Origin of the sequence: Oerskovia sp. Root22 (genome assembly GCF_001429135.1) — a bacterium.
GTDB lineage: Bacteria > Actinomycetota > Actinomycetes > Actinomycetales > Cellulomonadaceae > Oerskovia > Oerskovia enterophila.
The window spans coordinates 233,689-247,332 of the sequence record NZ_LMIL01000011.1; the positions used below are offsets into that span (position 1 = coordinate 233,689).

Consider the following 13,644-nt stretch of genomic DNA (forward strand, 5'->3'; position numbering starts at 1 on the left):
CATGACCGTCCTGGCTCCTGGCCACCCCGGTTCCCCGGCCGCCACCGTGCGGCCGGGGGACCCGGCGGGCCCTGCTCTGCGGCGCAAGCGCTCGCGGCGCCGTGCGCTGACCGTCCTCGCCTTCATGGCGCCCTGGATCGTCGGGTTCACGCTGTTCCTGGTGTACCCGCTGGTCTCGACCGTCTACTTCTCGTTCACGAACTACGACCTCATCTCCGCCCCGACCTTCGTGGGCCTGCGCAACTACACGCACATGTTCACCGCGGACCCCATCATGTGGATCGCGATCAGGAACACTGCGTGGCTCACGGTCGCGATCACGGTGGGACGCGTGCTGTTCGCGCTCGTGACCGCGGTGACGCTGACCAAGGTCAAGCGGGCCACGGGCATCTTCCGCACCCTGTACTACCTGCCGGCCCTCGTGCCCCCCGTCGCCGGCACGCTCGCGTTCGTGTTCCTCTTCAACCCCGGTTCGGGTCCGGTCAACAAGGTGCTCGGCTGGTTCGGGATCGAAGGGCCGCTGTGGTTCCAGGACCCGGCGCTCGCCAAGCCCGCGCTGACAATGCTCGTCCTGTGGGGCGTGGGCGAGCTCATGATCATCGTCCTCGCCTCGCTGCTCGACGTCCCGACCGAGCTGTACGAGGCCGCGGGCCTCGACGGCGCGGGGGCGTGGCGGAAGTTCTGGCACGTGACCCTGCCGTCGATCGTCCCCGTCCTGCTCTTCTCGGTCGTCACGTCCGTGATCGCGGGCCTGCAGTTCTTCACGCAGGCCATGGTCGCGGGGTCGGTGGCCTCGGGTTCGTCGCAGGTCGCGGGCAGCAGCCAGCTCGCGGGCTACCCGGAGAACTCGACCATGACGTTCCCCATGTGGCTCTACCAGCAGGGATTCCAGTACTACAACATGGGCTACGCCTCCGCGATGGCGGTCGTGCTCTTCCTCGTGTCGGGCGCGTTCACGCTCCTCGTGCTGCGCCGCATGACCCGAGGCTCCGACGAGGCAGGTGCCTGACATGACCACTTCCACGACCCTGCCGGCCCCCGCCGGCTCGTCCGCTCCGCACCGTCACGGGCGCACGTCGCGCACCGCGCGCCCGTCGGCCCAGCTGCCAGGGTTCCGCCTGAGCCCGCGCGCCCAGCGGATCGCTTCCTCGGTCGCGACGCACTCGTTCGCGATCGTCCTGGCCGTGATGTTCATGGCCCCGATCGTGTTCGTGGTGCTCACGGCCTTCATGTCCGACCAGCAGGCGCTCACGGGCGCCTGGTGGCCCACGTCGTGGCACGCGGAGAACTTCGCCGCGGTCTTCGACAAGGCGCCCATGCTGCGGTACTACCTGAACTCGCTCGTCTACTCGCTGCTCGCGACGCTCGGCATGCTGCTGTCGTCGGTGCCCGTGGCGTACGCGCTCGCGCGGCTGCGCTGGAAGGGGCGCAACCTGTCGTTCGTGCTCACGGTCGTGGCGATGCTCCTGCCGCCGCAGGTCGTGGCCGTTCCGCTGTACATCCTGTGGGCGCGGCTCGACATGACCGGGACGCTGTGGCCGCTGATCGTCCCGTACTTCGTGGGAGACGCGTTCAGCATCTTCCTGCTGCGCCAGTTCTTCCTCACGATCCCCGAGTCCTACTCGGAGGCCGCGCGGCTCGACGGCCTGAGCGAGCTCGGCATCCTGCGGCGCGTGATCCTGCCCATGGCCAAGCCGGGCGTCGCGGCCGCCGCGCTGTTCACGTTCATGTACACGTGGAACGACTACTTCGGTCCGCTCCTCTACACCGGGGAGAACCCCCAGAGCTGGACGCTGTCCCTGGGCCTCGCGTCGTTCCGCGGGGTGCACCAGGTGCAGTGGAACCTGACCATGGCGGCGACGCTGCTCGCGATGATCCCCGTCGTCGCGATCTTCTTCGTCGCCCAGAAGACGTTCGTCGAAGGGATCTCCTTCTCAGGTGTGAAGGGGTAGTCCGGGAGGTGCCGCGGGGGACCGGAACTGGGCCGGGAGCCCGCGGTGGAGGTGCGGGGCCGCTCGACGTCCGCGTCGGGCGGCCCCTTCGTGCGCTCCGGCCCGACGGCGGCGCGCACCCCGGGCGGTGCGGCGCACCTCAGCCCGTGCCCGCCCCGGGCAGTCCCTGCCTCAGGCCACGCCGTCGAGGCCCACGATCGACAGGAACACCACGAGCGACCCGAGCAGGACGACGGCGACGCCCACCGAGATGAGCAGGACGGTGCGGGGACGGACGGGCATGGGGCTCCTGCCGGGGTTGCTGGCGCACGGGCTGCGCGGGTCGCGTCGTGTGGCGCGGCCGGCCGCGGGTGCGGGGACCCGACCATCGTAGGCAGCCCCGGCACCGCTGCCGGCCGGGTCAGGCCCGGGCGTCCGCGAGCTCGGACGCGCCGCTCATCCGGCGCGCGAGCATCCCGTCACGCCACGTGAGGTACCCGCCGTCGAGGTTGCGCACGTCGTAGCCGAGCTGGCTGAGCAGGCGCGCGGCCGTGTGCCCGCGCTGCCCCACCTGGCAGTGCACGACGACGGGTACCCCGGTCGGGATCTCGGCCGCGGCCCGTGCGCGCAGCTCGTCGAGCGGCACGTTGAGCGCGGGGAACGTGCCCGTACCGCCGTCGGGCTCGACGGTCCCGCGCGCGTGCTCGCCGGGCGTGCGGACGTCGACCACGGTCGCCCCCTGGGCGACGAGGTCGTCGAGCTCGTGCCACTGGACGCTGCGGGTCTCGCCCGTGCGCAGGTTGTCGGCCACGTAGCCGAGCATGTTGACGGGGTCCTTGGCCGAGCCGTACGCCGGGGCGTACGCGAGCTCGAGGTCGGCCAGGTCGGAGGCCGTGAGGCCGCCCGCGATGGCCGTGGCGAGGACGTCGATGCGCTTGTCGACGCCGTCCCGCCCGACGCCCTGGGCACCCAGGATCAGGTCGGTCTCGGGGTCGACGAGGAGCTTGAGGGCCATCTGGCTCGCCCCCGGGTAGTAGCCCGCGTGCTGGGCGGGGTGCGTGTGGATCGCGCGGTAGGGGCGCCCCTCCGCGCGCAGGCGCTTCTCGTTGCGTCCCACGGTCGCGGCCGTGAGCCCGAACACCCCGACGACGGCCGTGCCCACCGAGGGGCGCATGCCGGCGCGGCGGCCGAGGATCACGTCGGCGACGTGGCGGCCGTGCCTGTTGGCGAGGTTGGCGAGCGGGATGAGCGTGGGCTCGTCGGCCCCGGCGGGGCCCGAGCCCGCGGCGAGCCCGTCGCGCTTGGTCGCGGCGTCGCCCACGGCGAACACGTCGGGGACCGAGGTGCGCAGGTCCTCGTCGACCAGGATGCCGCCGCGGGGGCCCGTCCTCGCGCCAGCGAGGACCGCGAGCTCGACGTCGGGTCGGACGCCGACCGCGGCGACCACGAGGTCGGCCGGGACCTCTCCGCGTGGCGAGCCGTCCGCGGACGTGAGCTCGGCCGTGTCGGGGCCGAGCGCACTGACCTGCGTGGACGTGCGGACGTCCACGCCGTGGGCCTCGAGCTCCTGCCGGACGCGGTCGGCCATCTCGGGGTCGAGCGGGGCCAGGACCTGGTCGGAGAGCTCGACGAGCGTCACGGCCAGGCCCCGGTGGACGAGGTTCTCCGCGACCTCGACCCCGACGAACCCGCCGCCGATCACGACGGCCGAGCGGGCGGGCGCGCGGAGGTGGTCGGTCGAGGGCTCGCCCAGGGGCGCGGGTGCGCCGGTCGGGTCGGCTGTCTCCGACGGGTCGGCTGGGCCGACCGGCGCGTCGACGCCGGCGCCGACGGGGAAGCCATCGGCCGCGCTGCCCTCGATCGCCGCGACGATCCGGTCGACGTCGGACACGTCGCGCAGCACGAGGGCGCGCTCCATGCCGGGCGCGGGCGGGACGATCGGGCGCGCGCCGGGGCTCAGGACGAGGCGGTCGTAGGTCTCGACGTGGTCCAGGCCCGTGGTCAGGTCGCGGACGGTGACGGTGTGCGCGGCGGCATCGACCCCGGTCACGCGGTGGCGGACACGGACGTCGATCCGGAAGCGGGCGGCGAGCGACTCGGGGGTCTGGAGGAGGAGCGCGTCGCGCTCCTCGATGACTCCGCCCGCGTAGTACGGCAGACCGCAGTTGGCGAACGAGACGTGCTCGCCGGCCTCGAGGACGACGATCTGGGCGTCCTCCGAGAGACGGCGCAGACGGGTGGCCGCGGACATGCCTGCCGCGACTCCTCCGACGATGACGATCTTCATGCTTTCCTCCTGGGGTTCGGGACGACTATACCCCGGGGGGTATATTGATCATCAACCCGATCAGGAGGATCACCATGTGCAGAGCTGTGACCTGCAAGAAGTGCGGCAAGACGACGTGGGCCGGCTGCGGCCAGCACGTCGACGACGTCATGCGGGGCGTCCCGCGCAAGGACCGGTGCGAGGGGCACGCGGCCGAGCCGTCGCAGGGCTCGTCGCCCGGCTCGTTCCTCGCGAGGCTGTTCGGGTCGAACAGGTCATGACCGAGCCCGGCGTGACCGCGCCGGCGGCGCCCGGGCCGCTCGCGCCCGACGCGGCCTCCGCGCCGCTCGCGGTGCAGGTCCGGCGGCAGGTGTGGGGGAGGCGTCGGCTCGTCGTCGGCGCCTCTCTCGCACCGGGAGTGCTCTGGCTGCTCGTGCAGGCCGGAGGCGGCTGGTCGCCCGCGGTCACGCCCGGGTGGGTCGCGCTGCTCGCGGTGGTCGCCGTCGTCGGCGCACTCACGCTCGCGACCTACGTCCCGGCCCGGGGCGAGGTCTGGCGGGATACCCTCGGGTGCTCGCCGTGCGCGGTCGTCTCGGGAGGCACCGTCCTCGCCGCGGTGTTCCTGGTGGGCCAGGCGCCGCACCAGGTCGGGATGGTGCTGCCCGCGCTGGCTGTTGTCCTGTTCGGGCTGGTGCAGCGCACGAGCAGCACCCGCGACGTGTGCGTGCGACGAGAGGAAGAGTCATGGAGCTCGACAAGGACGAGATGAAGAAGGTCTCGAACCGGCTCAAGCGCGCCCAGGGGCAGCTCGCCGCGGTCGTGCGGATGGTCGACGAGGGCGGCGACTGCGCCGACCTCGTGATGCAGCTCTCCGCGGTGTCCAAGGCGCTCGACCGCGCCGGGTTCGCGATCATCGCGTCGGGCATGAAGCAGTGCCTCACGGACGACGAGAACGGCCCGGCCGACGTCCAGAAGCTCGAGAAGCTCTTCCTGTCGCTGACCTAGTGCGAGGGCATCTCGAGACAGCCGCCGTCGGCGATCGGGCCGCCTGACTCCAGCGCGAGCACGCCCGGCCGGACGTCTCCGAACACGCACCCGCCCGGGACGCTCACGCCGATCCCGAAAGCCGTCGTGCCGTCTCCCCAGACGTCCGTGTCGCCCGTGGTCTGGACCGTGGTGAAGCCCGCAGCGGTCAGGGCGTCGACGACGTCCTGCGAGCGGAACGTCGCACCGGACCCGGCGAGCGCGGCAAGCGCCGCCTCGACCGCCGGGACCGAGCGTGCCGCGAGAGCCGCGTCCTCCGGGGTGGAGCTCCGCTGCCGGTACGCGTCGTTCGAGCGCATGAGCGCTTCGGGGTCGTACGGCAGGCAGCCGGCCGGTGTGTCGTCGTCGGTCGCCGGGCAGGCCCCGGTCGGTGACGGCGAGACGGTCGGGGAGGCCGCGTCCGCGGGCTGGTTCGCCGAGCGATCGGCCCAGGAGTCGAGCTGCAGCGCGACCGCGCCCAGCACGAGGACGGCCCCGAGCGTGCCGACCGCCAGGATCGTGACCAGGCTCCCGAGCACCCAGCGTCCTGCGCTCACGAGGCCACGACGAGACGGGTGATCGCGGCGACCGCCTCGTCGTCCCAGGTCGCCCCCGGAGAGTCCGTGCGGGTCATGACGACGAGTGTCGTCGGCTCGACTCCGGGCCGCCACAGGACGCCCGCGTCGTTGACGACGCCGTAGCCGCCCGCGCCGGTCTTGTCCGCGAGCTCGTAGGTGCCGTCGAGGCCGGCGCGGAAACGCTTGCCGGACGTGGTGCTCCGCAGCATCCAGTCCCCGAGCCGTGCCGCGGTCAGGGCGCCGGCCCCGCGCTCGAGCAGGAGCGCGCCGTAGATGCGCGCGACGTCGTCCGGCGTCGAGGTGTCGCGGACGTCTCCCGGCGTCGCCTCGTTGAGCTGCGGCTCGATCCGGTCGAGGCGCGTCGCGCGCGCGCCGAGCGAGGCGGCGAAGCTCGTGACCGCCGTCGGGCCGCCGATCTCCCGCAGCACGAGGTTGCCCGCGGTGTTGTCGCTGAAGCGGAGCGCGGCGTCGGCGAGCTGCGCGGGGGTCATGCGCCACGTCGTCGTCGCGGACGTCACGGGGGAGTTCTCGACGAGGTCCTCCGGGCCGAACGCGATCTCGCGCGACCAGTACGCGTCGTCGTAGGCCTTGTCCGCGAGCAGCGCCCCCACGGCGATCGGCTTGAACAGCGAGCACATCGGGAAGCGCTCGGCCGCGCGGTAGCCGTAGTCCGCCCGGCCGCCGCCACGCACGCTCACCCCGACCGTGAGCGACCGCGACCGTTCGAGGTCGCGCAGGGCCTCGTCGAGCTCGTGTCGCCCCGCGGTCGACGGTGATCCGGAGGCCGGGGCGGCGACCGCAGGGTCCGTGCCGTGCGGAGAGCAGGCGGCCGTGAGCCCCGCAGCGGCGAGCAGGGTGAGGACGGATCGGCGGGAGACCGGTGGGGCGGTCGTGTCTCGAGGAGTCATGCCACGAGTCTCGGAGCGGCGATCGATGCAGACAAAGCACGAAATGCCCCCATCGATGCAAGAGTGGCATCCATGGGTCGATCACTCGATGTCCTGGCAGCGTGCGAGGCGTTCGTCGCCGTCGCCGACCGGGAGAGCTTCACGGCCGGCGCCCTGGCGGCGGGCATCAGCCAGTCCGTGGCGAGCCGACGCATCGGTGCCCTCGAGGCCCATCTGGGCGGGCGGCTGTTCGACCGGACGTCGCGGCGGGTCGCGCTCACCGCGCTCGGCCGCGGGGTCCTGCCCAGCGCCGCCCGGCTCGTCGGTGCGGCCGCCGACCTGGTCGACGACGCCAGGCGATCTCGTTCGCGCCCGCTGAGCGTGGGCGTCCCTCCGTCGGTGCCAGCGCTCGTGCTGGCAGAGCTGTGCGCAGCCGGTGCTGCCGGGCGGCTTCCGCTGGCCCCTGTCGCGGGGAACCCGGCCGAACGCGCCGAGGCCTTCCGGTCCGGGCGTACCTCGCTCTTCCTCGAGAACGTCCCCTCGGACCGGGCGCGCTGGACCGCACGGCTCGGGGTCGGCTCCCACCCGGACGACGACGCGACGGGGACGTTCCACCTGGGTGAGCTGCGCCCCGCGCGCGGACGACCGACGGGAGCCCTGCGACGGCTCTGGCTCCAGCCCGAGGACGACGTGCCCCACGTCCGCGACCGGATGGAGCGGGCCCGGGACGAGGCGGGCCTCGCTCCCGTCCAGGTCCGCGTCGCGGAGTCGACCGTGCGAGCGCTGTCCGAGATCCTCGTGTCCGACGACCTGGTCCTCTGCACACGGCCCGAGGCCTCGACCTACGACCTGCGTTGGTGCCCCCTCGGCGACCAGCAGCTCGTGCGGGCGTACGCGGTGGGCGCGGCCGACGAGAACCTCGCGGCGCGGTTCGTCGCACTCTGCTCGTCTGCCGTCGTGACCGTGCTCGGGGCCGACGACGCGAGCGACCGTGCGACGCAGACCGGGCTGGAGCGCGTCCGTGGGTGACGGGTCGGTGGTCGGGGAGGCCGTCCGGGTGCTCGACGCAGCGGGGCTCCGGGCCTCGGTCCTCGTGCAGGATCTCGGGACGGGCAGGGAGCTCGCGATCGAGCCGGACGTGCCCTACCCGCTCGCCTCGGTCGTCAAGCTTCCTCTCCTGGTCGCGGTCCTCGAGCGGGCAGCGGCGGGGACGATCGACCTGTCGGCGGTCGTCACGCTCGGCAGGTCCGAGCGGACGCCGGGGCCGACCGGGCTCTCGCAGTTCGCCCATCCCGCGAGCGTCGCCGTCGAGGACCTGCTGTACCTCGCCACCTGCCTGAGCGACGACACCGCGGCCGATGCCCTGTTCGCGCTGTGCCCACCGGGCGAGGTCAACACCACGCTGCGCGCGCTCGGGATCACGGACGTGACGCTGCGGCACCCCATCCACGAGCTCCACCGCACCCTCGCGAGCCGCCTCGGCCCGGACGAGCTGCATCTCGCGCTCTCCCTGGCCATCCGTTCGACGACCGAGGGACGGGGGCACCTCGTCCCGCAGCTCGACGTCACGCAGGCGAACGCGGGCACGGCCCGGGGGCTCGTCCGGCTGCTGCGTGAGGTGTGGACCGGACAGCGGCTCGACCGCGCGACGGTCGAGAGGACCCGTGCGCTCCTGGCCAGGAACGTCCTGCGGAACCGGCTCGCACCGGACCTCGAGAGCGACGCGTCGACCTGGTCGTCGAAGACCGGGACGTTCCTGCACCTGCGGCACGAGGTCGGGGTCCTCGAGCACCACGACGGCTCGACGTTCGCGATCGCCGTGCTGAGCGAGTCCACCGTGCCCGCACGGATCCAGCCGGCGGCCGAGCAGGCCCTCGGGTTCGCCGCCCGCGCGCTCCACGACGAGCTGCGATCGCGACGCTGAGCGGCGCCCCGCAGGCGGACCACCCGCGCCCCGGGGGATGATCGCGGAGGAGAGCAGGACGCCCGGGGCGCGTGACGCCGTCGGGCACGAGCGAACCCCGACCCCGCACCCAGGAGCCACCCATGAGCGACGACGCGACCTACGGCAGCCCCGACTTCGACTGGTCCGTGCTGACCGTCCCGACCCCGCTCGCCATGGTGCGCGGGCAGCTCGGCTTCTCGTGGCTCGAGGTCCTGGGACGGCTCGTGACCCTCAGCCAGGAGGAGTTCGCGTGGGAGCCCGGGCCGGACGCGCTGCGCGTCGTGCGGCGCGGCGACGAGCGCACGCCCCGCACGCTCGGGATCGGCGAGTGGGTCATGGAGTGGCCCGAGGGCTCCGACTCGCCCCAGCCGCGGACGATCGCGTGGCTCGTCGCGCACCTCACCGAGGCGTTCTTCGAGCGGTGGGAGTGGACTTTCGGCGACCGGATCGCCCGGCGAGACGCGGTCGCGTTCTCGGGCGAGGTGGACCCGGCGATCGAGGGCCTGACGCGCTGGGTGGACCTGTGGCGCACCGGCGTCGACGAGCTCCCCGAGGACCAGGTCTTCACGGTCGGGCTCAGCCAGGCGACCGAGATCGACGCGCAGGCGCCGTTCGGGCACCTCGTGCTCCACATGAACCGCGAGCTCATCCACCACGGCGCCGAGATCATGGTGCTGCAGGACATCTACCGGGCGCGGCACGCGGACTGAGCCGGCCGGTCGTCGGGCCTGGCGCAGCGCTTCACGGCCCGCCGCCGAGCCGTGCGTCGGCAGGATCACACCGCTGCGGGGAATCCCCGGGACGTCCCGGTCGTTGAAACTCGTCATGAGCGAAAAGGTGAAGGTCGACATCTGGTCCGACGTGGCGTGCCCCTGGTGCTACGTCGGCAAGCGCCGCTTCGAGACGGCGCTGGCCGGGTTCTCGGGCCGCGACGACGCCCCCGAGGTGGAGATCGAGTACCACTCGTTCGAGCTCGCACCGGACACCCCGGTCGACTTCGAGGGCACCGAGGTCGACTTCCTGGCCAAGCACAAGGGCATGCCCGCGGGTCAGGTCGAGCAGATGCTCGGACAGATGACGACGGTCGCCGCAGCCGAGGGGCTCGCGTACGACTTCGACGCCCTCCAGCACACCAAGACCCTCAAGGCGCACGAGCTGCTGCACTTCGCGAAGTCCCAGGGCAAGCAGGTCGAGATGAAGGAGCGCCTCCTCAAGGCGTACTTCGAGCAGGGCCGTCACGTCGGCCGCATCGAGGAGCTCGCGGCGCTCGCGGCCGAGGTCGGCCTGGACGCCGACGAGGTCCGCACGGTCCTCGAGAACGGTGACTTCGAGGACGACGTCGAGCAGGACATCGCGCAGGCCCGCGCCTACGGCATCAGCGGCGTCCCGTTCTTCGTGTTCAACGGCAAGTACGGGGTGTCGGGCGCGCAGGACCCGGCCGTCTTCACGCAGGTCCTCGACCAGGTCGTCGCGGACGCCGCGGAGTCGGTGGCCTGACCGTTCCCCCGGTCGTCCTCGGTCGCGGTCACCCACCTACCAGGTGGAATGCGACCGAGATCACAGGAGGAGCGGTAGCAAATGCGACCGAGTATCAGCCAGACTGTCGGGAAACCCGCAGCGTCGCTGGTCCTCGGTGGCAGCGCACCCGTCCTCCCTTCGAGACGATGCCCGCCCACCCACCACGAGCATCGCAGCACGTGACTTCAGGAGATCCCATGACTGACACCATGCAGGACAGCCCTTTCCACTCGATCGCGAACCCGCGTCGCACGACCCTCATGACGGTCTCGGCCGCCGAGGCCGCCGCGCCGTTCACGATGATGGGCAACGACGACGCCGCGGTGTGCGTCGACGGGGTGTGCGCTCTCCCGGAGTGACCCTTCCGTGCGCTCGAGCACGGGGTTGAGTCCGTTCTGCAGCTCAGAACGACCGCAACCTCGTTCTCGGGTGCGTCCCGCTCAGCCCCGGTGGTGCCGGCCCATCGGCACGAGGGTCGGCGTCCCCGTGATCGGGTCGGGCACCACGAGCGAGTCCAGGCCGAACACCTCGCGCACCATCCGAGCGTCGACGACGTCGCCCGGTGCGCCCTCGGTGTGCACCTTGCCGTCGCGCATCGCGACGAGGCGGTCGGAGTAGCGGCACGCCATGTCGAGGTCGTGCAGCACCATGACGACCGTGGTCCCGCGCGACTCGTTGAGGTCCACGAGCAGGTCCAGCACGTCGATCTGGTGGGCGATGTCGAGGAACGTCGTCGGCTCGTCGAGCAGCAGCAGGTCGGTGCGCTGCGCGAGCGCCATGGCGATCCACACGCGCTGCCGCTGCCCGCCCGACAGCTCGTCCACGGACCGCTCGGCCAGGTCGAGCGTCCCGGTCGAGGCGAGCGCGTCCGCCACGGCCTCGTCGTCGCCCGCGGTCCAGCGGCGGAACCAGCCCTGGTGGGGGTAGCGGCCGCGGCCCACGAGGTCCGCGACCGTGATGCCGTCGGGGGCCACCGGGCTCTGCGGCAGCAGGCCCAGCGTCGTCGCGACCTGCTTGGTGGGCAGCGTGCGGATGTCCTCGCCGTCGAGCAGGACGGCCCCGCCCACGGGCTTGAGCAGGCGTGCGAGGCCGCGCAGCAGCGTCGACTTGCCGCACCCGTTGGAGCCGACGATCGACGTGATCTTCCCGGCCGCGACCGTGAGGCTCAGGTCCTCGACGACGCGGCGCTCGTCGTACGCGAGCGACACGTGGTCGGCGGCGAGCGTGTGCGTCCCGGCGGCGCGCGCGCCGGCACCACCGGCCGCAGCGCGCGCGGCCCGGGCGTCGGCAGGAGGCCCGACGGCGTCGCTCGCCTCGGGCGCGCTCCCGGCGGTCTCGGGGTGGTCGGTCATTCTCAGCCTCCGCGTCCGGAACGGTTGGTGCGCACGAGCAGCCACAGCAGGTAGGGGGCGCCGACGATCCCCGTGACGACGCCGACGGGCAGCGTCACGTCGGGGATCGCGAACTGTGCGACGAGGTCGGAGCCGAGCACGAGCAGCGCGCCCACGAGCGCCGCGGGCACGAGCGCGAGCCGGCCGTCGCCCAGGGTGCGGCGGGCGATGGGGGCCGCGACGAGCGCGACGAACGCGACGGGCCCCACGACCGCGACGGCCGAGCCCGCGAGGCCCACGGCCACGAGGATCAGCAGGAGCCGGGAGCGCTCGACGCGGATGCCGAGCGCGGCCGCGGCGTCGTCGCCGAGCTCGAGCGAGCGCAGCCGCGGTGCCAGGAAGGCGGTGAGCGGCACGAGCACCGCGAAGCAGATGAGCAACGGGTTGAGCGTCGACCAGTCGGAGCGCGCGAGCGAGCCCGTGATCCACACGAGCGCGGCCTGCGCGTCACGCACGTCGCTCGTCGTGAGGACCCACGAGACCACGCTCATGCACAGGGCCGCGACGCCGATCCCGATCAGGACGAGCCGGTACCCGGCCACTCCGCCGCGCCACGCGAGCAGGTAGATCGCGACGGCCGCGACGAGCGACCCGGCGAGCACCAGACCGGTGAGCGCGAGCCCGCTGATCCCCAGGACCACGACGCCCACGACGCCCGCGGCGCTCGCGCTCTGCGTGATCCCGATGATGTCGGGGCTCGCGAGCGGGTTGCGCACGATCGACTGGAACAGCGCGCCCGACAGCCCGAGCGCGGCCCCGACGACCAGGGCCGTCAGGAGGCGGGGGAGGCGCAGCTCGACGATCACGAACTGCGTGAGGACGTCGGCTCGGCCCAGGACCGTGTCGAGGATGCCGGAGAGCGGGACGGCCGCGTCGCCCAGCGTCAGCCCGATCGCGGCGAGCACCACGAGCGCGACCGACAGCCCGGTGACCAGGCGCGCCTCGCGCGCCCGCCCGCGGTGGCGCGAGGCTCGGGCGACGTCGATGCCCTGGTGAGCGGCGCCGTCGGGCAGGCCGCGCGGGACGGTGGTCGGGGCGCTCACAGCGACACCGTCTTCCCGCGCCGCACGAGCGCGATGAACAGGGGCGCACCCACGACGGCCGTGACCACACCCACCTGGAGCTCGCCCGGCCGGGCCACGACGCGCCCGATCACGTCGCACCCGATGAGCAGCACGGGCGCCGCGACGACCGCATACGGGAGCACCCACCGGTAGTCCAGCCCGACGACGTAGCGCGCCACGTGCGGGACGACGAGCCCCACGAACGCGACGGGTCCCACGGCCGCGGTCGCGGCCCCGCACAGCAGGACGATGGCGATGCCCGCGACGACGCGCGTGCGGGTCACGTCCTGCCCGAGGCCGCGCGCGACGTCGTCGCCCAGGGCCAGGCCGTTGAGCGAGCGGCCGAGCGCGAGGGCCAGGACGAGGCCCACGACCACGAACGGCAGCACCTGCCACATGACCGTCGAGCCGCGCGCCGCGAGCGAGCCGACCTGCCAGAAGCGCATGAGGTCGAGCGCCGCGCGGTCGACCAGGAGGACCGCGGTCACGACCGACGTCAGCGCCGCCGTGACGGCCGCTCCGGCGAGCGCGAGCTTGACGGGCGTCGCGCCCTCGCGCCCCACGCTCGCGACGCCGTAGACCACGGCCGCCGCGATCGCGGCGCCCGCGAACGCGAACCACACGTAGCCGCCGACCTGCGAGACGCCGAAGAACGAGATCGCGCCGACCACGAAGAGCGAGGCTCCTGCGCTGATGCCGAGCAGGCCCGGGTCGGCGAGCGGGTTGCGCGTCAGGCCCTGCATCAGGGTTCCCGCGGCGCCGAGCGCGGCCCCCGCGACCAGGCCCACGAGCGTGCGGGGCACGCGCTTCTCGATCACCACGAGGTGGTCGGGGTTGGTCGGGTCGTAGCTCGTGAGGGCGTCCACGACGACGCTCAGGGGCAGGGCGTTGGCCCCGACCGCGAGGCTCAGCGCGCACACCGCGACCAAGGCAACGAGCAAGGTGGCGAGTCCGATGACGAGACGCCGACGACGGGCCGGGCGACGAGAGGTCGCCCGGCCCGTGCCGGCGTCAGTGCTGTGGGTCGTGCTCATGAGTGGT

Annotated in this window: 16 protein-coding genes; 10 read left to right on the plus strand and 6 right to left on the minus strand. The window is 73.1% G+C overall.

All coding sequences use genetic code 11. From position 1 onward, the window contains the following. Position 1: 1 nt before the first annotated feature. The gene (locus ASE15_RS16480) at positions 2–1,009 is read left to right on the plus strand and encodes a carbohydrate ABC transporter permease (RefSeq protein WP_082609046.1); all 1,008 of its coding nucleotides are present in this window, start codon (positions 2–4) and stop codon (positions 1,007–1,009) included. A 1-nt stretch (position 1,010) separates the two neighbouring features. Then, entirely contained in the window at positions 1,011–1,952 is a 942-nt protein-coding gene (locus tag ASE15_RS16485; RefSeq protein ID WP_056652932.1) for a carbohydrate ABC transporter permease, read from the plus strand. A 400-nt stretch (positions 1,953–2,352) separates the two neighbouring features. On the opposite strand, the gene ASE15_RS16490 is transcribed toward ASE15_RS16485, so the two are convergent. Continuing rightward, entirely contained in the window at positions 2,353–4,218 is a 1,866-nt protein-coding gene (locus tag ASE15_RS16490) for an FAD-dependent oxidoreductase (protein WP_056764488.1), read from the minus strand. A gap of 74 nt (positions 4,219–4,292) precedes the next feature. Here ASE15_RS16490 and ASE15_RS16495 point away from each other — a divergent pair, with 74 nt between their 5' ends. Genes ASE15_RS16495 through ASE15_RS16505 form a run of 3 tightly spaced genes read left to right on the plus strand, consistent with a single transcriptional unit; the run spans position 4,293 to position 5,202 of the window. Then, positions 4,293–4,478, plus strand: a complete 186-nt coding sequence (locus ASE15_RS16495) for a hypothetical protein (protein ID WP_056652926.1) — start codon at positions 4,293–4,295, stop codon at positions 4,476–4,478. Continuing rightward, positions 4,475–4,966, plus strand: coding sequence for a hypothetical protein (locus ASE15_RS16500; protein WP_056652923.1), 492 nt, complete (start codon positions 4,475–4,477; stop codon positions 4,964–4,966). The genes ASE15_RS16495 and ASE15_RS16500 overlap by 4 nt, the downstream gene beginning before the upstream one ends. Beyond that, positions 4,942–5,202, plus strand: coding sequence for a metal-sensitive transcriptional regulator (locus tag ASE15_RS16505; RefSeq protein WP_056652920.1), 261 nt, complete (start codon positions 4,942–4,944; stop codon positions 5,200–5,202). Before ASE15_RS16500 ends, ASE15_RS16505 begins: the two co-directional genes overlap by 25 nt. On the opposite strand, the gene ASE15_RS16510 is transcribed toward ASE15_RS16505, so the two are convergent. Beyond that, complete coding sequence (locus ASE15_RS16510) at positions 5,199–5,777, minus strand: hypothetical protein (protein WP_157257677.1); 579 nt, start codon at positions 5,775–5,777, stop codon at positions 5,199–5,201. The genes ASE15_RS16505 and ASE15_RS16510 overlap by 4 nt on opposite strands. Continuing rightward, positions 5,774–6,706: a class A beta-lactamase gene (bla, locus tag ASE15_RS16515; protein WP_056764490.1), complete on the minus strand. Its 933-nt coding sequence runs from the start codon at positions 6,704–6,706 to the stop codon at positions 5,774–5,776. The genes ASE15_RS16510 and bla overlap by 4 nt, the downstream gene beginning before the upstream one ends. A gap of 72 nt (positions 6,707–6,778) precedes the next feature. On the opposite strand from bla, the gene ASE15_RS16520 reads away from it, so the two are divergent. The 5 genes from ASE15_RS16520 to ASE15_RS20945 all read left to right on the plus strand — a co-directional run bounded on the left by ASE15_RS16520 (position 6,779) and on the right by ASE15_RS20945 (position 10,507). After that, positions 6,779–7,714, plus strand: a complete 936-nt coding sequence (locus tag ASE15_RS16520) for a LysR family transcriptional regulator (RefSeq protein WP_056764491.1) — start codon at positions 6,779–6,781, stop codon at positions 7,712–7,714. Then, a complete protein-coding gene (locus tag ASE15_RS16525) occupies positions 7,707–8,609 on the plus strand; it encodes a serine hydrolase (RefSeq protein WP_157257676.1) in 903 nt (300 codons plus the stop codon). Before ASE15_RS16520 ends, ASE15_RS16525 begins: the two co-directional genes overlap by 8 nt. A gap of 122 nt (positions 8,610–8,731) precedes the next feature. After that, on the plus strand, positions 8,732–9,340 hold the full coding sequence (locus ASE15_RS16530; RefSeq protein WP_056764493.1) for a DinB family protein: 609 nt from the start codon (positions 8,732–8,734) through the stop codon (positions 9,338–9,340). Between the two features lie 115 nt (positions 9,341–9,455). Beyond that, positions 9,456–10,127, plus strand: coding sequence for a DsbA family protein (locus ASE15_RS16535; protein ID WP_056652905.1), 672 nt, complete (start codon positions 9,456–9,458; stop codon positions 10,125–10,127). Positions 10,128–10,345: 218 nt separating this feature from the next. Further along, a complete protein-coding gene (locus ASE15_RS20945; RefSeq protein ID WP_157257675.1) occupies positions 10,346–10,507 on the plus strand; it encodes a hypothetical protein in 162 nt (53 codons plus the stop codon). Between the two features lie 81 nt (positions 10,508–10,588). Here ASE15_RS20945 and ASE15_RS16540 read toward each other — a convergent pair whose 3' ends face one another. The 3 genes from ASE15_RS16540 to ASE15_RS16550 are packed head-to-tail and all read right to left on the minus strand — an operon-like array spanning position 10,589 to position 13,637. After that, entirely contained in the window at positions 10,589–11,500 is a 912-nt protein-coding gene (locus tag ASE15_RS16540) for an ABC transporter ATP-binding protein (protein WP_082618522.1), read from the minus strand. Between the two features lie 2 nt (positions 11,501–11,502). Continuing rightward, on the minus strand, positions 11,503–12,582 hold the full coding sequence (locus ASE15_RS16545; protein ID WP_235534501.1) for an iron chelate uptake ABC transporter family permease subunit: 1,080 nt from the start codon (positions 12,580–12,582) through the stop codon (positions 11,503–11,505). Continuing rightward, complete coding sequence (locus tag ASE15_RS16550) at positions 12,579–13,637, minus strand: iron ABC transporter permease (protein ID WP_056764496.1); 1,059 nt, start codon at positions 13,635–13,637, stop codon at positions 12,579–12,581. The genes ASE15_RS16545 and ASE15_RS16550 overlap by 4 nt, the downstream gene beginning before the upstream one ends. Between the last annotated feature and the right edge of the window lie 7 nt (positions 13,638–13,644).

Coding starts and splice junctions, on each gene's coding strand:
- ASE15_RS16480 (WP_082609046.1), top strand. CDS start 2: ATGACCGTCCTGGCTCCTGGCCACCCCGGTTCCCCGGCCGCCACCGTG.
- ASE15_RS16485 (WP_056652932.1), top strand. CDS start 1,011: ATGACCACTTCCACGACCCTGCCGGCCCCCGCCGGCTCGTCCGCTCCG.
- ASE15_RS16490 (WP_056764488.1), bottom strand. CDS start 4,218: ATGAAGATCGTCATCGTCGGAGGAGTCGCGGCAGGCATGTCCGCGGCC.
- ASE15_RS16495 (WP_056652926.1), top strand. CDS start 4,293: ATGTGCAGAGCTGTGACCTGCAAGAAGTGCGGCAAGACGACGTGGGCC.
- ASE15_RS16500 (WP_056652923.1), top strand. CDS start 4,475: ATGACCGAGCCCGGCGTGACCGCGCCGGCGGCGCCCGGGCCGCTCGCG.
- ASE15_RS16505 (WP_056652920.1), top strand. CDS start 4,942: ATGGAGCTCGACAAGGACGAGATGAAGAAGGTCTCGAACCGGCTCAAG.
- bla (WP_056764490.1), bottom strand. CDS start 6,706: ATGACTCCTCGAGACACGACCGCCCCACCGGTCTCCCGCCGATCCGTC.
- ASE15_RS16520 (WP_056764491.1), top strand. CDS start 6,779: ATGGGTCGATCACTCGATGTCCTGGCAGCGTGCGAGGCGTTCGTCGCC.
- ASE15_RS16530 (WP_056764493.1), top strand. CDS start 8,732: ATGAGCGACGACGCGACCTACGGCAGCCCCGACTTCGACTGGTCCGTG.
- ASE15_RS16535 (WP_056652905.1), top strand. CDS start 9,456: ATGAGCGAAAAGGTGAAGGTCGACATCTGGTCCGACGTGGCGTGCCCC.
- ASE15_RS20945 (WP_157257675.1), top strand. CDS start 10,346: ATGACTGACACCATGCAGGACAGCCCTTTCCACTCGATCGCGAACCCG.
- ASE15_RS16540 (WP_082618522.1), bottom strand. CDS start 11,500: ATGACCGACCACCCCGAGACCGCCGGGAGCGCGCCCGAGGCGAGCGAC.
- ASE15_RS16550 (WP_056764496.1), bottom strand. CDS start 13,637: ATGAGCACGACCCACAGCACTGACGCCGGCACGGGCCGGGCGACCTCT.